This window comes from Leuconostoc fallax KCTC 3537 (assembly GCF_000165675.1).
In the GTDB taxonomy this organism is placed as follows: domain Bacteria; phylum Bacillota; class Bacilli; order Lactobacillales; family Lactobacillaceae; genus Leuconostoc_B; species Leuconostoc_B fallax.
In genome coordinates, this window is sequence record NZ_AEIZ01000015.1 from 285,092 (window position 1) to 306,016 (window position 20,925).

The 20,925-nt window shown below is 33.3% G+C and carries 16 protein-coding genes and 4 pseudogenes; all 20 read right to left on the reverse strand.

Features of this window, described 5'->3' with window-relative positions; genetic code table 11:
• Positions 1–55 precede the first annotated feature (55 nt).
• Positions 56–1,596: pseudogene (locus LEUFL_RS13620) on the reverse strand (TIGR03766 family XrtG-associated glycosyltransferase).
• A 19-nt stretch (positions 1,597–1,615) separates the two neighbouring features.
• Positions 1,616–1,978: a 6-carboxytetrahydropterin synthase gene (locus tag LEUFL_RS0105185; protein ID WP_029508674.1), complete on the reverse strand. Its 363-nt coding sequence runs from the start codon at positions 1,976–1,978 to the stop codon at positions 1,616–1,618.
• A gap of 15 nt (positions 1,979–1,993) precedes the next feature.
• Positions 1,994–3,318 (reverse strand): annotated as a pseudogene (locus tag LEUFL_RS11620) (TIGR03111 family XrtG-associated glycosyltransferase); the annotation flags it as partial.
• Positions 3,319–3,911, reverse strand: a pseudogene (gene xrtG, locus LEUFL_RS11625) (exosortase XrtG).
• Positions 3,911–4,639 carry a Firmicu-CTERM sorting domain-containing protein gene (locus LEUFL_RS0105200; RefSeq protein WP_010007949.1) on the reverse strand — a complete coding sequence of 243 codons (729 nt, stop codon included), beginning with the start codon at positions 4,637–4,639 and terminating at the stop codon, positions 3,911–3,913. Before LEUFL_RS0105200 ends, xrtG begins: the two are co-directional and overlap by 1 nt.
• Positions 4,640–4,700: 61 nt before the next feature.
• Positions 4,701–5,078 carry a hypothetical protein gene (locus LEUFL_RS0105205; RefSeq protein WP_010007950.1) on the reverse strand — a complete coding sequence of 126 codons (378 nt, stop codon included), beginning with the start codon at positions 5,076–5,078 and terminating at the stop codon, positions 4,701–4,703.
• A complete protein-coding gene (locus tag LEUFL_RS0105210; RefSeq protein WP_010007951.1) occupies positions 5,024–6,439 on the reverse strand; it encodes a putative glycosyltransferase family protein in 1,416 nt (471 codons plus the stop codon). The genes LEUFL_RS0105205 and LEUFL_RS0105210 overlap by 55 nt, the downstream gene beginning before the upstream one ends.
• A 59-nt stretch (positions 6,440–6,498) precedes the next feature.
• Positions 6,499–6,804 (reverse strand): hypothetical protein, encoded by a 306-nt coding sequence (locus tag LEUFL_RS0105215; protein ID WP_010007952.1) that lies wholly within the window; start codon positions 6,802–6,804, stop codon positions 6,499–6,501.
• A gap of 42 nt (positions 6,805–6,846) precedes the next feature.
• Positions 6,847–8,559, reverse strand: a complete 1,713-nt coding sequence (locus LEUFL_RS0105220) for a putative glycosyltransferase family protein (RefSeq protein ID WP_133264352.1) — start codon at positions 8,557–8,559, stop codon at positions 6,847–6,849.
• A gap of 163 nt (positions 8,560–8,722) precedes the next feature.
• Positions 8,723–9,427 carry a glucosamine-6-phosphate deaminase gene (locus LEUFL_RS0105225; protein ID WP_010007954.1) on the reverse strand — a complete coding sequence of 235 codons (705 nt, stop codon included), beginning with the start codon at positions 9,425–9,427 and terminating at the stop codon, positions 8,723–8,725.
• 93 nt (positions 9,428–9,520) lie between these two features.
• A complete protein-coding gene (locus LEUFL_RS09910) occupies positions 9,521–11,113 on the reverse strand; it encodes a glycosyltransferase family protein (protein ID WP_010007955.1) in 1,593 nt (530 codons plus the stop codon).
• Entirely contained in the window at positions 11,113–12,075 is a 963-nt protein-coding gene (locus tag LEUFL_RS0105235; protein WP_010007957.1) for a glycosyltransferase family 2 protein, read from the reverse strand. Before LEUFL_RS0105235 ends, LEUFL_RS09910 begins: the two co-directional genes overlap by 1 nt.
• Before the next feature lie 20 nt (positions 12,076–12,095).
• Positions 12,096–12,488 carry a hypothetical protein gene (locus LEUFL_RS0105240; RefSeq protein ID WP_010007959.1) on the reverse strand — a complete coding sequence of 131 codons (393 nt, stop codon included), beginning with the start codon at positions 12,486–12,488 and terminating at the stop codon, positions 12,096–12,098.
• Positions 12,488–13,732: a putative glycosyltransferase family protein gene (locus tag LEUFL_RS0105245; protein ID WP_141557413.1), complete on the reverse strand. Its 1,245-nt coding sequence runs from the start codon at positions 13,730–13,732 to the stop codon at positions 12,488–12,490. The genes LEUFL_RS0105240 and LEUFL_RS0105245 overlap by 1 nt, the downstream gene beginning before the upstream one ends.
• Positions 13,733–13,981: 249 nt before the next feature.
• On the reverse strand, positions 13,982–16,003 hold the full coding sequence (locus LEUFL_RS11630) for a CDP-glycerol glycerophosphotransferase family protein (RefSeq protein WP_010007961.1): 2,022 nt from the start codon (positions 16,001–16,003) through the stop codon (positions 13,982–13,984).
• Between the two features lie 20 nt (positions 16,004–16,023).
• Positions 16,024–17,877, reverse strand: coding sequence for a CDP-glycerol glycerophosphotransferase family protein (locus tag LEUFL_RS12455; protein WP_010007962.1), 1,854 nt, complete (start codon positions 17,875–17,877; stop codon positions 16,024–16,026).
• Positions 17,853–18,878: a glycosyltransferase family 2 protein gene (locus LEUFL_RS0105260; RefSeq protein WP_010007963.1), complete on the reverse strand. Its 1,026-nt coding sequence runs from the start codon at positions 18,876–18,878 to the stop codon at positions 17,853–17,855. The genes LEUFL_RS12455 and LEUFL_RS0105260 overlap by 25 nt, the downstream gene beginning before the upstream one ends.
• Positions 18,879–19,139: 261 nt before the next feature.
• Positions 19,140–19,640: an SH3-like domain-containing protein gene (locus LEUFL_RS13525; protein ID WP_373419075.1), complete on the reverse strand. Its 501-nt coding sequence runs from the start codon at positions 19,638–19,640 to the stop codon at positions 19,140–19,142.
• A 90-nt stretch (positions 19,641–19,730) separates the two neighbouring features.
• Positions 19,731–20,113: pseudogene (locus tag LEUFL_RS13530) on the reverse strand (glucosaminidase domain-containing protein); the annotation flags it as partial.
• 214 nt (positions 20,114–20,327) lie between these two features.
• Positions 20,328–20,894, reverse strand: coding sequence for a nucleoside tri-diphosphate phosphatase (gene ntdP / locus LEUFL_RS0105275; RefSeq protein WP_010007968.1), 567 nt, complete (start codon positions 20,892–20,894; stop codon positions 20,328–20,330).
• Positions 20,895–20,925 lie beyond the last annotated feature (31 nt).

Consider the following 20,925-nt stretch of genomic DNA (forward strand, 5'->3'; position numbering starts at 1 on the left):
AATCTAAGAAAAACAATCATTTTTGTAAAAACATTAACAAATTTCTAAATCGTCATCATATTCTCATCCAAGCAAACGTTCTTTTGAATAAATTGACGGTATAACTACTACTCAAAGTCGCTAAAATAAATATTACAGGCAAAAATTGAATCAAATAACGACTTCGACCACCTTCAAAAATTAACAAGTACACGAAAGCACCTATTATTGATAATCTCAGTACTTGAGCCAACTTATGATGATAATTAAATCCAAAAGCCATTAAACCAAGTATAAAAATCCAAATCCATTGTGCAATATATCTAAAATCTGCCACATACTTCCCCTTAGGGTAAACTAAGTTTTTGAAGAAGCGAGATTTATCCTGTTTATCTAATTTAGATTGGATAAAATGGCCTTCAATTAGCCAGGCAAAAGTACCATCGCTCGTATTTTTATTATGTTTATGCAGTAAAAATTTTAGATAACCAAAAATACCAAGTTTAGCAAGGCGTTGCTTCAAAATATTTTCTGAATATGTCACTTTATCTTCATATGCTGAGCGTTTAGCCATTTCGATATTATCTTTAGGGTTATAGCCACCATCCCCAGAAAGGCCCATGCTAATAAAGTGAATTGGTGGCATGTTGTCACCTTTCCTAATTTGAATATAGTCCTGCTTGTTAATTTGTTGTTGCCCATAAGTTACCGTTACAAACATAGTTAGTAACATCAAGGTAACCGCACTAATACTATAAATCAAAATTTTGAACTGCTTTAAATATAGTGCCCTTAACATACCTAACAATTCAATTAAGATAATTGCAACAACAGGTACGATAGCCGATGGTTTGATAAAATACGTCAAAGCTACTAAAATACCACCTAATCCCATTATTAGAATAGATGACATACGTTGTTGTCGTTGTGCGATAACATAGCACAATAGATAGCTCGACACCAACGGTAGTACCCATGTGTCTGAGTATGGCACAATAATCATCGGGAAGACCAACAAAAAATGGATTGCAGATATAATGCCCAAATCACTTTTGTCCGATCGATAATACTAATAGTGATTGTATTTAATATAATGGATATATCAACCAAAATTAAAGTCACTATATCAAATAATAACCATGAATGGTTACTAAAATATACCGCAATATGATGTTGTATTAATAACAACGGTAAATTATTAGTACTTAAACTAAAATAAGAAACCAGCTCATCATCAGTCGTATTCGTTAATGCACTATGAATAGCACCCGGATCAAAACCAATTGCTGGATGTGTCGCAAAAACAAAGAGCAGTTGTAAACCAACAACCAACATAAAAAGAATTGGTGCCGTTATTTTACCTTTAATATAAAATATAAAGTTAAAGCAATACCTAATTCTTTTATCAATCACTATGCCAATAATTGCGCCAACAACTAACAAAATAAAAGCGATACTTAACCATGTTGTTTTTTCACCAATCACTTGACGCGCCACATTATCACCTAAAGTCAAATTAGGCGATACTAATGCAAAATATAAGGTTAAAAACAAAAAACTAAATAGTGCTAGAATAATTTTGTTTATTAGGCTATAGGCGGTAGATTTCAGTGCCATTCTGTCTCCTTACCAATCATTATTCTAATGAAATACAACATGTCCGAGTTGGTGACTCAGAAACTTCAATACGGATAAGGTGACAACTGATATCTACTAATGACTGAGATAAACGATCAAAAACAAAATCCGTAAAGTTTTCTAATGTCGGATTAATTTCGTTAAATGGTGCGACATCGTTAAGTGTTTGATTTGAGAAAGCTGATAATTGTTGTTCAATAATCGCTTCAACAACTTCAAATTTTACTAAATCATCACCTTCTTTTACTTCGCAAATGATTTCCCAAGTATGTGGATGGACAACGCCTCTCCCACTATCCCATTGAACAGCATGACTTGCATTGAGATAGGTTTTAAATTTATAACTACGACTCTTCATCATATTTCTTATTCCTTTTTTAAAACGATCATAATCATGCCAAACCACTTGTTTCACTGATTTTTTTTCATCTGCAAAACTTCTAGATTGCCATTGTGCAGGGATGATAATGGTATTAATAATGCCAATAAATCGTATCATTGCACAAAGCATATTGTAAGTTGGCAATGTAAAGATAACCCACCATTTTTTCTAAAAAATCGGCTTTCTTGATCAAAATGGCGTAACAAAATACTAATACTAATAAAATTAATTAATGAATTGAACACATATAACAAGTACATGAAAATAATGGATAACGCAATAATGAGCGGCGAATAACCAAAGAAGATTAAAACAAATAACGCAGCAATCCAAATCGTTCTTGGAAAAATGAATGTATGATCAAACATTAAGCGACCCACCATAAAGTTCTGAAAGAAATCAGTTATTCTTAGTGTGTCTTTCATAAAATGTCGTGTTACTTCGATTTCGCCACGTTGCCACCTTTGCCGCTGAACGTATAGTTCATCCAACCCTGAAATAGGTTCGACATAAAAAATTGCATCATAACAGAGCTTAACTGCGCTACCTAAGCGTTCTCGCAGTTGAAATGTCATATCGGCATCTTCTCCAACTGTCTGCGTATTATACAAATAAGTGCCTAACAACGCTTCTCTACGAAATGCTGAAAATGCACCTGACATCGTAAACAATTCATTGCGCGCTGATTCAATATTTCGACCAGCCAGAAAGGATTGCGCATATTCATAATACTCGTTATTGCGTAATATGCTCAAGAAGATATTTTTAGTAGCATTGATATCTTCTTTTTTAGTCAGAACTGTTCCCGTTACTGCAGCATCATGTTGATTATTTTCAAAATGCAAAACTAGATTGTATAACGCATTTTCTTCTAAAACGCCATCTGTATCCAGGTTGACAATATATTGCCCGGTACTATTATAGATGGCAGCATTCAATGCTTGTGACTTTCCCTTGTTGGTATTCATCCATTGAATACGTAAGTCAGAAAACGCTTGTTGTGCACGGCTGTATTCATCAAAACTACTGTCGGTACTATGATTATTAGCCACAATCACTTGAATTAATTGATTCGGATAAGTGGAATTATGGATTGAAGCAATACATGCATAAAGTGTTTTTGAGGAATTATAAACAGGAAGAATCACCGAAATCATCGGCAATTTTTCAGGAACAATGATGTCTTTTTTGGTATACCCTTGTTTCATGAGTGTTAAAAAATGCCACGAAGTTGGTAAAATTTCAAACACAATTGGAATTAATAACCATGTTAACCAAAAGCCCATATTAAAAATTAAATGGTCAAATACAATATTCATTTATCTGATCTCCTGCTGCAGACCACGTCCAAATTTTTGAATAATTTGGCCACGGGTAAATACTTGATAATATAATATAATCGCTAAAATATAGAAGATAATTCGGCCAAGAATAGAGTGTGCGACGTAGAAAGCATCTGAACCGAAATAGTAAATAACAATGGCAACAAACGATAAACGAATAATATTTGCCAAAAAAATCCAAATTGTCCCAGCAACCATTAAGAGAAAACGATTTTTCAGTGTATATACAGGATAAAAAGCAATTAATGAACCAAAAGCCATTGTTTCAATAATTCCGGAACATTCATAATCAATAAATAATAAATTCATATGTTGATGATTCATGATCTCAATCAAATGTGATGCATAATGCACACTAAAAAGACCTGTTAAATACCCGACAACACTGACGCCTTTGGTTACAATAGTTGAAAATAACCATATACCATAAGGTTTACTCAATAAAGCTAAAATAATAAACAAGCCAATACTACCAACTAAAAATAAAAAGCATGGGTTTTCGCACGTTTCAAAACAGACAATAAATATAACCAAACAATAATAATCAAAATAATGGTTGTTTTCAAAATCATATCGTTGCTCCATTTTTTCGTAAGCGATACTTTTTCATTAACGGTAAGCTAATGACAGCCATCCCTAAGCCAACCATGGCAATCAGAATTGGTCCCGAAGAAGCACCAGAATAATCAGCTGAAACATTACCGTTGAAGAAAATCGTGCCACCATTACTGCCATGGAAAGTGATATTTGTTTGTGATGGTAAATCACTGCCATATACTTCTTTAACTGTAGCCATCGGTATTTTTAGTTCCCAGCGATCATTATACTTACCGTTAGCAGCTTGACGTTCAAGGTACCCATCGCCTACACCATTAACTGATTTATACGAATTGGCATCGTAAATATTACCGACAGAAAAATGGACCGAACTATTATCAGGGCGATAGCCTGGAAAATAAATTTGCACGTACATGTCATGCCCGCCAATTGAAAGATAATAACTACCTGACTTAGCATCGTAATCATTCGTCGATTCCTTTGAATCCGGACTAAATAATTTAGGTGCCATACTCATGTAAATGTAAATATTATCTTCGTCAACAAACAAGCCTACTTGACGCATATTATTGGGATAACTCGGGCTTGCCGCAAATTCTTGAACAGAACCTACACTACCCCAATCCGAAAAATTACCATCGATATTAATACTATTGGCACTAGCAGTATGCGATACCAATACAAATCCTAAAACCAAGCCCACACCTAACAAAATGTAGTCACAAATTACTTTTTTCATAAGAACTCCTACTATTACAAATATTCAGTATAACTTAAAAAGACGAGCCTTGGTAGCCCGTCTACTTTTCTTTTACCATTATTATTTGTAAGCTTCGCGCAAGGACTAATAACCAAGCTAAGGCAGTAAGTATGCTGACCATCTTAAAAATATAACTCGGCTGATAGCCAATTTCAAAAATATTGGCACCTTTCTGCTGCTTTACCTCAACTGCACCAATGATATTGGCCTTTAATCCTCGACTAGATATGCGTTTATGATTAAACGTCGTCACACTATGCGTATATTTATAAACTGGTAGAATAACATTTCTCACTTGATTACCTTGCCAGGATAATACCAAATGCTGTTGCTGGTTAACTGATTTATTGACCTTAATATTGTTTAAGAATGTTGCTTTAATATTTGCACGATATGGTTTGAAACTATTTTTTGCCATAAATTACCTTGTTGCTGAATCGGTAAATAATCTGGTGTGCCCTTTTGAAGAATCGTAAATGGTTTTCCAAGATTTTTATCTTTAAAAGCAGCTCGAATAACGTCAGGATTTTTATCTTTATATATAATCTTATTACGGTAGGTTAGAACGTTATCCGACAACCACTTTTGGCTAATTGTTACCTTCTTTTGAAGGTTGAATGTCGTTAATAAAACCACAATCAGTACCATGACCGTTGTTAAATGGCTTATTTTTTGACCAAAGTTACTACTCAAAGTCAGACTTACTGCCAATAATAATAGAACGTTCGATAATATAACAAGCCTAAAGGGAAATTGCAAAAAGGAATACAAAACGGGTAAGTGCTTGCCAATTGTATTCCATGGCATTATATCACTGGATAACAATAAAAAAGTAGCACCAACGTAAGTTAAAACACGATTAGTAAATGATATGAAAGATGCCCGTTTGAATACTAATAACAATTGTATCGCAAATAAACAAGAAGAAATAAGGCCTAAAGTACCAAAACTATCATGGCCCCAACTAAAACTCGTTGCGACAGCCTGTAAATCATACTGTGGATATGGCTTTAGTAAATTATCGGATCCATAAATATCCAACATACCACCCCAGATATTACCGGTTAAGATAATCGTTAAACCCACTGCTAAACAACCATCACGCACGAAAGCAACCTTATGTCGCGTTGTAAAAAGCCCCACTAAAGCAAATGGTATTAACACTAGTACCGAAAATAAGGCGCTCAACATATGAGTTTGTATCATAATGGCCATAACAATAGCTAAGGCACCGTAATGAATTTTAGCATCTTGGCGTTTTAACATTGGCAACGCCTGCATAATGACATACGGTATTAAGACCGCGCCCCATGCGCTAAATTTCTGTGAATCACTCCATGCCGTTACCCAATAGCTGTTCATATAAACAATCGCCATTAACGTTGCAACATTATTCTTCGCACCGGCGTATTTGGATAACTTATAAAAGCCAAAACCAGCTACAAAATTGAGTAAAATATTTGTAATGATTTGGTACTTAAACCAGCTATTAACAAGTGCAAGCACCGCACCATTCAAGTAAGCAACCACAGGACCATATAAAGCATTTACAATTCGGCCGCTTTGATTAAAACCATATAAACTCATGAAATAGCTAAAGTGCCCAGTTTTTATTTGCATCGCCGTGTCATAGAAGCGATTAAAATGAAATATCGAATCCGCACCCAAAATAATAGCATGAAAATAAATTTGTGGCACAATCAACAAAATACTAAACAACAAAATGATCAGAACTGATTGTATCTTATGTTGTTGAATGGACTTGGTTAGCCTTCTCAAGATACACCTCCTGATGTCTCCATTGAAATTCATATTAAGCAGCTGATATTCAATATATCTTAGCCTAATTTATTATCGCGTAAAATGCGGTCCATTTCCTTTTGCATTTCAGGTGTCTTAACCCATTCTTCCCAACCATCATATTCTAATGGTAATGCCTCGTAATGCTCATTAATGTACTTTTCCACAGCCAATACATGCTGTGTTCGCGGAATATTCACTTTCAGTATTCGAACTTCTTTAATGTAGCCGTGATCTGCTGCATATTCTGCTCGACCATTGTGAGGAATACTCCCAAGTTCATAATACTTCGTACCATCTAAGCGCGTTATTTCTTCTATTAAGTTGAATGTTTGATTGCCCATTTTATTTATCTACTAGTACTCCTACATTAAATATTAATCATTTCATTTTAACACCATATTTTTAGTTAATAAAAATCGAATATGATTAAATAGCTTTATAGCACCAAATCCTATTAAAATGAACCAACTGATGACCGTCAATCCACTCATATAACGGAATGCACGACTAGGCCGGTAATCTATCTTAAAAGTATTTTTGCCTTTTACCTGTTTAACTCTAACGGCACCTACCACTGTTGTTTGAACCTTTGAATTATCAAGCGCCTGATGATTCAAAGACATTTTACTATCAGCATATTTATAAACAGGCAATGTAACAACTTTTTTGCTATTACCCTGCCATTTTAATATTAATTGATTATGGCTATCAATTGATTTTGTTACCTTTAGGGGGTTAAAAAATGTTGCCTTAATATTTTCATTATAGGGATGGAAATTATTATCATCCCATAATTTACTATCTTTATGAGCTGGTAAATAATCAGGTGTACTTTTTTGTAAAATCGTAAAGGGTTTCCCTAAATTATCGTCTCTAAATGCAGATCTGATAACTGCAGGATCAGTTTTCTTAAAGTTAATATTTATCCTATTCGATAATACATAATCTCCATTCCAACTTTTACTGATTCCTGATAAACCTTGAAAATTTAAAGTAAAAAATACTATAGACAATACACTCACAATAGCAATTGGAAGATTAACTGTTTGAAAATTTTTAACCAGTTCTATCTGAGATAACGTCAAACTAATTGACAATAGAAGCAATATGTTCGAAATAACAACCAATCTAAAAGGAAATTGTAAAAACGAATCAAGCGCTGGAATGCTATCACCAATAATATTCCAAGGTATAAGACTACTAGAGATTATTAAAAATAATGTACCGATTATGGTAATTAACTTGTTTTCAAAAGAAATTAGAGATGTTTTTTGAAGAACAAGTACAATTTGAGTAATGAATAAAAATGATGATAAGATACCCAATTTACCAAATGAATCACCACCATCCAGTGATAGATTAGTTGATAATGACAATAAATCTGTTTGAGGATGAGGTTGAATTAATTTATTATTACTTGAAACGTCTAAAAATCCCATCCAAACATTTCCGGTTAAACATAATGTGAGCAATACGGATGCCACACCATTACGCATAAACAAATATTTTTCAGACGTTAAATAAAACCCTACTAACGCAAATGGTATCAATAAGCAAACAGCAAATACAGCACTTAACATATGCGTCTGAATGACTATTGCCATAACAATAGCTAAAGCTAGTATATTAATTTTGGGTTGTCGTTTACTAATCATGCCCACGGCTTGCATAGCCACGTATGGCATTAAAGATGCCCCAAACGAAGTAAATTGTTGCGAATGACTCCAACTTGTAATCCAGTATGTGTTCATATACAAAAAAGCTATTCCAATAGCAATTTCATTATGACTACCTAATTTTCGAGCGAGCTTATAAAAGCCAATACCAGATACAATATTAATCAAAATCCCAGATAATACTTGGTACTTAAACCAACTTCCAGATATTAACAATAGTAGTCCATTCAAGTATGCAAACATAGGACCATATAATGCATTTACAATACGCCCACTTTGATTAAAACCAAATAAACTCATAAAGTAGCTATAGTGTCCTGTTTTAATTTGCATAGCTGTATCATAAAAGCGATTAAAATGAAAAATTGAATCGGCACCAAAAATAACTGATTGATCATATATTTGTGGTAACATCATCATAATACTCAATAAGATGATAATTGAAATTGACTTTAAGTTTGACTTTTTAAAAAATGAATATACATTTTCACGTAGCTAACTCCCCAACAAAATAGTTATATCCCATAAAAAGTCTACCATATTAATCCCTATCAAACTAACCCCATCTTTGTAATATGATATTTTAATTTAGCTTATTTGCTGCTGCTTCGTCCACAATAATCGTCACACTATTATGTTTCTGCAAAATTGAAGCAGGCATCTCTTCAGTCACCGGGCCATTAATCATTTTTGAAATAGCCTCTGCCTTCGATTCACCATAAGCCATTAACAGAATGTGTTTAGCAGACATCACAGAAGCAATACCCATAGAAATCGCCTGTGTAGGGACATCTTCTGGCTTTTCAAAGAAACGTGCATTCGCTTCAATTGTTGATGGTTGTAAATCAACCACATGCGTTTTACTCTCAAAAGATGTTCCAGGTTCATTAAAACCAATATGACCATTATGCCCAATACCCAGTAATTGTAAATCAATTGGATGTTTGTCTATAATTTGGTCATATTCTTTAGTGGCTAATGCTGTATCCGTTTTTACACCATCAGGAACATATGAATGTTGAAAAGGCTTTTGATTAAATAATTGTTGTGTCATAAAATAGCGATAACTTTGCGGATTATCCCCTGATAAACCTAAATACTCATCCAAATTAATTGAGATACTATTTGAAAAATCTAAATCACTATTCCGCAGTACTTCATATAGTTTAATAGGTGTTGAGCCAGTTGCTAAACCAAATACTTTAGCATCATTTTCTAACGCCTGCTTAAATATATCAAATCCAATTTGTGCGCCTTCTATTTGATTTTTAACTTTAATTATTTTCATGATAATCTCCTATATTGGTCTATACCAATATATTAACATGTTCATGACCTTTTCTCAAAATAAACGCTTACAAAAAAGAGTAATTCTTCAGAATTACTCTTTTTCATATATTGGTATCTTATTGTCATGGTGTTTAACTTTGGAAAGTGTCTTCTTTTCCATTAGAACGTATTGTATATTATTACCTTGTGTCATCTGCGTACCGGCAGTAATTATTCGATAATTATTAAATAAATTTTGACGATTAATTGGTGCAACAGATGCTTTAACGAGCTTGGGACTCACCTTTTGATTAACAGGAACTCGCACAACAACATAATCTACTCTTTTATCATTTAAAGTATGATTAAATGAATGATACATCTCTGGTAATTGTTCATACGTCATATTTAAACGATGCCAATAAGGCGTATTGGGTACACTATTAGCTGATAGATAAAAACCGCTATCCAACGTATTAACCATTAAAATACTAGGCTTATGATATTTTGCATGCATTATTTTTGCAAAACGCTCCTGAACACTTTTAGATTGCCCATTAAAAGCCTTCTTCTGATCAATAATTGGTGCGCTTCGTAAACTACTATTATTCACAAAAGGTGCCAATACTGTCACTGCACAAATAATCAGAGGTAACATTCGACGAGATGTTAGTAACATTCTAGCATCACTAATTGCTAGCAGCCGTATAATGCCTGTCACTAGAAATGGAAATAGTACCAATGGATAATAAGTTCTAAAAATATGCTGTTCCGCAACAAATATCAGAGACACCAAACACATGACAATTTCTAAAGTTATCGCCTTGTTCTTTAGTCCCAAAATGCTCCAGCACACAACAAGTATTAAGGTTGCAACAAAATGGTCTCCGACAAGACGTGCTAGTATGCGAATCAGCTGTACTATCTGGAATACAAATCCATTTTCATTAGCACCGTAAGCATTTAAATTTTGATAAAAATAAAAATTAATCAATTGTGGCAATGCATGGTTCATACTAAAAATCAACGCAATAATAGCAGTAACTAAGCCAAAACCAGCTAAAGAACATAAAATGACATACAACAATTTCAAAAAATGTTTATTAATTAATAATGCAACTGCCGTCCAAATAAAGAATACAACGAAGGGCGCAATTAAAGAATACTTTGACCAGAAAACAAGTGCAAAAGCGATACCAACAAAAAAGAAAGATAATAATGAAATATGCTCAATATGACTCTGGTACTTAATATAAACAAGTAATACAAACAGAATCGGTGCAAAGGCAAATTCTTCTGGTGATCCGCCTAAGACAAAGGCATTATTACCAAGTAAAGCGGCCGGTCCAATTAACCCAAGCCATTCAGGTTTCAGATAGCCAATCTTTAGATGCCGTGCCATATTAAATGTAATGAAATAAACGAATAGTACATTGATGACTTCAAGAATAAATAAACCGAAAAAATTAGTGGAAGAAATAAATGCGGCTAATGCATATATGCCATATAATACTGGTCCACGCTGATCAATGATATCTCTAAAAGGTAAAACGCCTTCATGTATTGCTCTACCCATAGTCATCATAGCATTCGTGTCCAACCATTGATTCGTATAAAAGACTGGTGAAGCGCCAATACTAAACAAACCCAATATGATTAACAATATTATCGGTATCATAATTGAGATAATTCTAGAAACTTTCATTATTTGTTAGCCCCATCTAATAAATTATCTTGAATAATAAATCTTGGGCGGTGCTTCACCTCATTGAAAACTTTACCAATATATTCACCTAGAACAGATAGACTGACTAACTGGACACCACCAATAAACCACAAAGACACCATGAGAGACGACCAACCATCTTTGGTATTACCACCGACATGTTGGACTAAAGTATACAATGTCATCACAATTGAAATGAATACAGTGATAATCCCCAAACTAAGAATTAATCGCATTGGCGCCACAGAAAATGATGTAATACCATCCCAGGCAAAGAGTAACATCTTCTTTAATGGGTATTTTGAGGTACCCGCTTCTCTCGGCTTTCTAGCATAGTAAACTTTAGTGCTCGGAAAACCAATTTTAGGTACAATACCGCGCAGAAAGAGATTACTTTCTTTGTATTCTAGTAAGTGTTCTACTGCTCGCTTAGACATGAGACGATAATCAGCTGAATCTGGAACCATTTCCACACCAATTTTTTTCATCAAAGTATAGAAGCTCTCAGCCGTTGTTCGTTTAAAAGCAGTATCTGTTTTACGTGAATTACGCACACCATAAACCACATCATAACCTGCATGATATTGCTGTACCATTTCATAAATAGCATTAATATCATCTTGTAAATCAGCATCAATTGTTATAAAAATATCGCCATAATCCAGTGCGGCAGTTAAACCGCCTATAATGGCATTTTGATGTCCAAAGTTTCGACTAAAATTGATTCCTGTAATATGCTCATTCTTAGCTGCATTATCAGTAATAATTTGCCAAGTAAGGTCTGCTGAACCATCATTTACCACTAATAATTTGCTAGATGAGGCAACCTCGCCATGCTTAATTAACGTAGTTAAAACTTCATCTATCTCGCCTAGTGATTTGTTAAGCATCTCCTCTTCGTTATATGCAGGAATGACGATCATTAATTTTGGAATTGTCATTTCTATTTCCCCCTAAATATTTATTTAGCACTATGCCTCATTAAATTATTTTTAAAATGATTACGAAAAAAATTAATGAGATAAATCAAAATAAGTGCTCCCCATAGTACTGCTATAAAAATAACTAATCCAATATAAGTTCTTGGTGTAAGATGATGGACCGAGATAACCGCTGATTTTATATTTTGATCAAGACTGATTGCTATATTTCCATGTGGGGTCGCTGAATACTTAACCTGTTTACCGTTAACCTTAACATTATACTTTAACGAACTATAATTCCAGATAGGAATAGTTAACGTACCACGTTTTACATCTTTTACTTTTAATTTAATTTCTTGATTAGTAGTTGGTAATATTTTGAATACTTTCTTCTTATCGTTATTTTCCCCAATATGTCGATATGTATTCATCACAACCTTACTAGGTTGCCAGGGATTTTTTTTATTGTTCCCTGCCACTCTAGGAGCATAATCAAAATAAGCTCTAATACCATTGAGAGCTTCGATATTCTCATTCGAAAATTTAATTCTACTTTGTATCTTGGTAGAAGTATAAAATGTTTTTTCATATACGTTGGTTTGGATAACATACTTTTATCTATTCTTTCTGTGTTTCCCAAGAAAGATAAGAATGTTATAACGGATAGAATAAGTAACAATTTATGAGTAAAATCCACTTTTTTATTATCTCTTAAAAGATAAGCCATAGCTAGTATAATGAAAACACTAAACCATGGTAAAAATCGCCAAGTTGGGGCTTGAATTAATGCAATCGGTGTATCTTTCAAAAATACCCAAGGAAAAATTTGAGAACCCAGTATGAGTATGCTTATTGATAGCATTAAAAGTAGTCTTGTGTCTTTATTAGTAATATACCAATGACTGAATAAATATATTGATAAGACTAAAATACTTAACGAAATATATGTATCCCATCGAGATACTAGCGAAGTTGTTAAAATATCTAATAAATCTTTTGTATACGGATACTCTGAGAAAGGTAATTTAATTGGTGGTAAAAGGCCAGATTTCGATATATAAACTATTCTATATAATATAGGTGAGCTTAAGATAAGCACTATTATTATAGCAGATAGTAAATGTCTGACAATCATACCGATATTATCAAAATAATTCTTCCATAGATATCCGACACATAAAATTATCAAAACAGTAGATGCAATAATTGTTGATATAACATGCGAATAAACAATTAAGCTCATTGTAATACCAAAATACAATGATAACTTATAGTTAAATTGAGTACTTTTAAGGATTTCAATACAATACACTATCAATAATGGGAATAATGCATAAGCTATACCTGAGGCTAATTGTCCATAATGAAAAGATAACAATGTAACACCTGAAAATGAACTAACATAAGCAAGTAGAATAGATTCTTTAATATTTTTAGTTATCAAGTAACAAGCTCTGGCATGAATAATCCAGGTCACTATCATCACTAAACCTAGAATTAATTGCCATTGATGCACTGGTGATAGCCACGATGTAACCAATATAAATGGCCATAATGTAAAATCGGGATACATGCCTGATATAGCCTGCCCTGTATGTGAAAAGCTATATATATTTGTCCATCCCGGTATATGACCATTTAGAAATGACTCTCTAATTTCAAATACTCGACTCACATGAAAAACTGAATCGTTAATACCCGAAAAAAATCATATCTCACGCGAAAAAAGATGAATACAATACTTACTAAAATTATTACCAATAAAAATAATAATTCCTTATTCTTTAAATTTTTAAACATTATTAATCATTTTCCGTTTCTATCATCCAAAGTTGATTCAGGATAACAGTGTATTCTATTTTATTACACAAATACTGTATGATTGCTTACTCACTACTCAGCCATCTTGATTACCTTAATATTTTTAATTCATATCATACGTTTCTTCAAGCAACACCCATTTATTATCTTGATTAGGTAATCTAACTAAAAGATATGGCCCGGAAAGTATCTGATGATTCATTTCTGAAACTTGTACTTTAGTCTTGATAACGTCATATAAATCATTGTTACTACTATTAAAATTACCTTGAACACAAAAATCACTTGTGTTCCACGACCACTGCACGGCACCATCAATTATTTTAACACGCTTTAATTTGTTATCACTTTCTTCTTCAACCCAACTATTAGAAAGCCGACCTAACAGTAAATCTATTGCGTTTTCAGTAGCTCTACCTGTATCCCATGTGAGATACTTATCTTTCATTTCTCGTGTTGGTAAAAAGTCATGAGTATCCTTAGAAATCACTAAATCAATGGCATCACACAAACTATCATATGTCATTAATTTAGTTGGTAATAAATTATCATCTATTAACCCAGAGTTATTACTAACACTAGAAAAATCGGGTGTATATCTCAAAATTGGACGGTTTAGCAATGCAAAATCAAAAATACCAGCACTATAATCTGTTATTAATACATCACTTAATAGATATAGTTTTGTAGTATCTTGTTCGCTCGACAAATCTATCACAAAATCATGATATTGTGATAAATCTGGTAGTTCATCGAATGTATGGGACCACTTAACAACCAACTGTATTCTATCACCAAATTTACGCTGTAAATCCTCTATATCAAAACGTACTTTTGCTTGATAATGGCCATGTCTAATAGCATCATCATCCCGCCAAGTGGGCTCATAAAGAAAGACAGTTTTACTATCATCAATATTAAACTGTCGGCGTAATTGCTTTTGATAATTAGTATTATCTTTTTCTCGAATTAATACATCATTCTTGGGATACCCTGTAGCAAAAACTTGATGTTCTTCTAATTGATATCCTGATATTTTTTGCTGTGACGCAAAAGTGCTATTCGATAATGTATAAGTCCATTGACTAGCATTAGCTAATATTTCCTTCACGTAGTTATTTCTAGTTTTCCCAGCCGAAATCACTTTCTTAATATCAGCACCAATTAACTTTTGAGATGTTCCTTGTCCTGTTTGCAAAACAACAATATCTTGTGGCGGTTGCCATCCTGATAAGAAATCATCATTTATTACCCAATATTTTGCCTTACTTAACAAACGTATACTACGATATTGTTCCATAGATAAGGTTTTGAAGCCTTCTTTTTTAAATAACGATTGATATTGATTATCTTTAGCTAGCCAAAGCAATTTATAGTCAGGGAATTTAGCTTTCATCATATCAAATATAGCTTTGGGACTATCCGATGTTTGTGTGCCACCAAAACTACTAAAAATCACCAATTTTTCATCACGTTTTAACTTTTTGGACCAATAATTTAGTAACGTAATGAATGGTTTTTTCACTTGTAATAGTTTCCAAATAGCATCTCGAAATGCATGTTGATTATATACTTGGCTACTAGGTTCAATATCACCATTTAATACCTGCTCAACAACCTCTTGTGCAGCATTACCTGTTTGCCCATACGTCGTAAATTCTTCATAAAACTTTTGAAGCCTTTGTCTATCAAATTGCTTTAATCTCGTAGTATCACTTAAAACTTCCATCAATTCTTGATTAGTCTTAACAATAGGACCAGGTACTGTATCAACATAATCTAAATATGTTCCCCTATTTTTAGGGTTTGTATACCACTCTAAATCATAAGCATAAAAGACCATTGGTCGATGAAGCATAGCATAGTCAAACATTACCGAACTATAATCCGTTATTAATATATCACTTACTAAATATAAATCCTCTATTTCAGGATAACTACTCATATCAATAACTTGACCAGCATATTGACTCAGGTCTAGTTGACTCGCAATAAAATAATGCAAACGTACTAACAAGATTTGCTTGTCACCTAAATTTTTTACATATTCATCTAAATCAATTTGAAAATCAAAACCATTAGTTTGTCTGTAAGTTGGTGCATATAGTACGATTTCTTTATTCAACGGTAACGATAATTTGTGCTTTAATTTACCAATTGATGAGGGATTGTTATTTTTATTAATTGATCATTTCTAGGAAAACCAGTATGCAAAACTTTATGTTGATAACGAAAGGCCTCAGGGGCAACTTTATCCATAAACTTTGAAGGTGAAACGAGATAATCCCATCGTTCATTACGTTGTGCAAAACGTTCCTGTGTCCATCTTGATGCAAATCTGAAATTAGGTTCATCAAACCCCATGGTTTTCATAAATGTTCCATGTAATGTTTCAATTTCGATTTGTCCTACACGTTTTACATAATTTTGAGGGAAGTTCGTATTTTGTACAAGGTACTTAGCACGGGCCATGTACCACCAATACTCAATACTACCTTTTCTGACTTTCTTACCATTTCCAGTAATAGGTACATTAGGATCATTAAATATCCAAATATTTTTAATCTCTGGATGATTTTCCTGTATATATTCGTAAATCGCCTTTTCATTTGAACTGAACTTGCTAGACCAATAACTATCAAATACCCAAATATTTTTTTTGAGCGGTAACAAACGCATCAGTGGATATAATACCCATTCTGTAAATTTACGACGACGCGGTGTTTTGTCCCAAAATAAATGCCAAATTATATTAGACTTAATCCTCAATGTTCCCATTCTACTTCGCCAAATTACGTGCCTTTGGTGCTTGTAACGATGCTCTTTAGTAAAATCAATCATCACATTATCTAAATGTAATACGTACATCTTACTTTGTGCATCTTTTAAATATAAGTCATAATTCATATTTTGTAGTACATAATCACCATTTGATGTATCAAGTTGAACGATAATATTATGATGATTTTGTTGAATCGGTAAAGTAACTTCTTCATCTGAGTTAACAGCAACTACATTTTTAACATTAACAACGTCGTGTAATTGAAGGTATAATTTATTTTTCTTAAAGTAACCATTATCAACAAGTAGTTTATTTGTATTTAACAATAAATTAAAATGATTATTTACCGTGCTGGATAGTGTCAATATTTCATTTTGCTCAGTAACTGATACATCTGTTCTAGATAACAATAATGTTTTATTATTATCCGATTCAATACTGAAATTGCTAATGTGATCAAAAGTCATATCAGCATCGTTAACCGTTGTTTCCCAAACATACTGATTATCATCCAACTTTTCCAATTCTGATATGTCATTGGATTTTCTACTAATAATCTTTAATAATGAAACTGTCTTATTCGTAGAAAAGACAATACGAATGTTCTGATGGTTATATTGAATTGCATCAACACTTATCAATATCTTATCTTTTTCGTTCTGGATATCAACTTTATCAGCAACATTTAGCACTAATTCCCACGAATGATTAAATGATGATGAGATTCTAGACGCTTCTTCTATTTTAGAAAATTTCTGAGTCTTAGCTGATAATGGATTGCCAACAAATTCTTCACATGTTGCCTCACCAATACGATTAGTTAATTTTATCTTCCATCTACCCGAGCTAATCACATGAGCAATTTTCTGATAATCTAAATTAATAGTAAACGGATCAAAACGCTTAATGTATCGCAATCCCTTACGTTCATAACGCTTACCACGGATAATCTCCACATCTACAGATTGATGATTATCGATATTCACGATTCGCGCATGTATTTCTTCAGAATTTGGAGTGATGTCTTGGAAACCCTCTAAGAACCATTCTCCTTTAATAACAGCATTACTACTTTCCTCATCAAAATACACATCAGTTAGTAAATAGTGCGGTAAAAGCGCATTGTATAAAGAAATTTGGCTTAAAATATCTTTAGATAATGCACTATCTTTTATTTGTAAATGCCCCTTAACTAATTCAAGAGGTGTTTGGTCCAATCTTCTATTGATGTATCGCCTATATGTTGTGAAATCAGCGTTAAAAAAGCAAAATAATAAATTTGCTTATTTAAGGGCATTGTTTTAATAGATGCTTCACCTACTTGTCTTACAAGACGTACAATACGTTGATGGAACTTGAGTAAAAAACTCTCCGATCTATTCTCAAACATTTGTAAATAAATGTTTAAATCATGATCAAACAACTTAAAATCAAAAGATTTCAATACATTATCTGTTTCAGATTTAGATAAAATGATGTTTCTAGCTAACAATAACATTTCTATTCTTTGATCAAAGAAGTCGAGATTGGCACGATCTTGAGTTGCAGAAACATCTCCACGATCACGAATACGCCAAAAATAAACCGTGTTACTAATAATATCTACAGTACGCGCAGTCATATGAGCCATCATCGTAAAAGGAATATCTTCCGCAAACGCTCTATCTTCCGGAAAGAAAATATTATGATCAATCAAAAAATCACGCCGATACATCTTATTCCATACAGTAGTTTCATAAACTAATTCAGGATGCTGTCGAATATTTGTTTGACGAACCGTATCTTTAATGGCTACTTTAAACATGCCAGCTGGATAGGTGTGTGTTGAATTAATATGCTTAACAAAACCGCTTACCATATCTGAATCAGATATTAATAAGCTCTCTACCATTTTTTCATAGGCATTTTTTGGCACAACATCGTCACCATCCACAAAGGTAATATATTTACCATTTGCTACCATAATGCCTTTATTTCTAGTTCTAGCAATTCCTGAATTTTGTTGCGTCATTACTTTTATTTGTGAATACTTTGAAGCGTAATAATTAACTAAATTTAAAGTATCATCACTAGAACCATCATCTATCACAAGTATCTCTAGATTAGGATATGTTTGATTCACTAAAGAATCTAAAGTCTCTTCTATGTAATATTCAACATTATAAGCTGCAACTATTGCCGTTACTTTTGGTAACTTATCTTTTTGTACTTCTAACATAATAGGATACACTCACTATTTCTATATATAGATATCTAATTGTTCATTGTTAAATTTCTAAGTGAAATGAATTCGCAAAAATAGCTATCAGCCCTATTTTGATACTAAAAGTAACTGATAACATACAATATTCATTATAACTTTGTTATGAGTAATCCGTCTATATTATAAAAACAAATTCTATACCATACGAAGATATCAGCAATCAAAAGCAGACCGTGTACCTAATAATCCATAATTTCAAAATCGCTTCAGTATACGCTATTTCAATCCGTTTTTATCTATCCAATAGGTCTGCTGATTTGGAAGCATTATTTTTGCCCACCTTGTTTTACCATTAACGTCCGTCTCTGCTACCACACGGATTCGATAACCATGATATTTTTTAGCACTATCATCACGAACTGCCGTATTTGCCGAAGTATTATACGGACCAGAGCGGTAGAGTCCATCATTACGCATAGTTTGATTAATTTTTGCATAATAATTAACATAACGCGTATTAGCTAGTTGATTGAGTGGGCGCAAACCATTTTTATCTATCCAAACTTCACGATTATTTAACAGCACCTTTGCCCATCTACTCTGACTTACCATAGCTTCTTTCACTACACGAACGGTGGTACCACGATACTTAGATGCCGAATCATCACGTTTTACACTTTGTGCAGAGGTCATATATGGTCCGCTCCAATATAAGCCATCATTTCGATTAACTTGAGTAATCAGCGCAGTATAGTTAGTATCAATCACTGATTGCATCGTTTTATATTGAACATCAACTAATTGGTCTAATTTATAAATATTAATAACGCGAATTATTTTATCGGCATATCGTGTATCCGTCGCATATCTTCCCTCTAACGCCTTAGCTGCTTCTTTATATGTCGACGCATTTTCTTTCCAAGCACCTGCATAGTATAAGCTATCCCAACTTGAGCCATTACGAATTAATCGTGCGTTATCTTCTAATGAATGATAAAAGCTAGGATATTTTTTGAATTTCGCCTGTATTTTAGTATACTTACCTTTTCCGTTATCCTCCAAGGTTGGAAAGCTCAAATATTGACCATTATAAGCGCCCTTCATACCAAAAAATTATTACCGCTCTGTGTTAATTTACTCTGACCATAATTCGATTCCAAGATGGCTTGTGCTAATTGAACAGAGCCATAAATTTGATATTGCTGTGATATTGTTCGAACATCAGGTGCAATTTGATTAATAAACACCATCTTATCATCTTGCTGCGTTGTAACATTCAAATTATCTGCGTGCGCAACTGACGCTCCCGCTAGCGCAAAAAACAAGTTGTACTAAAAGATAGTCCAGCTTTAACGATTTGATTCATGCAAATTTCTCTCTTCCCATTAATAATGCAATGTTATTATCATAACATATGCAAAATCATACAAAAAAGCACGAGCTAACTCGTGCTTTTACTTGATATTAACGATCTTGTGACCGCTCCTGCATCAGGTTTTGATACCGTGCATACCACACATCGACGTACCCTTGAGAAAACGGTCCAATATCATGATTAATCCAATCAACTAAAATTTTAACATGTGCTTTTAATATCTTATCGATATCTGCCGAATAATGCCATTTTTTGCTGTGGACAGCATATTCATCAGCATCTAACAAATGTTTTTCCCCATTTGGGAAAACTTTAATATCGAGATCGTAATCAATATATTTCAACGCTTCCTTATCAAGAACGTAAGGTGAGGCTAAATTACAATAATAAGAGACACCATTGTCGCGTATCATTGCAATAATATTAAACCAATACTTCTTATGGAAGTAAACAATAGCAGGTTCGCGTGTTACCCAACGCCTACCATCATCTTCTGTAACCAATGTGTGGTCATTTAAACCAATGATTGCATGCTCACTGGTTTTTAGCACCATTGTATCTCGCCAAGTTCGATGTAATGAGCCGTCGTGCTTATAGCTTTTGATCGTAATATAATCACCCTCACGCGGTCCGCGAAAATGTTCATCATTACTCATAATTCTACCTGCTCTTTTGACATCGAAGTCC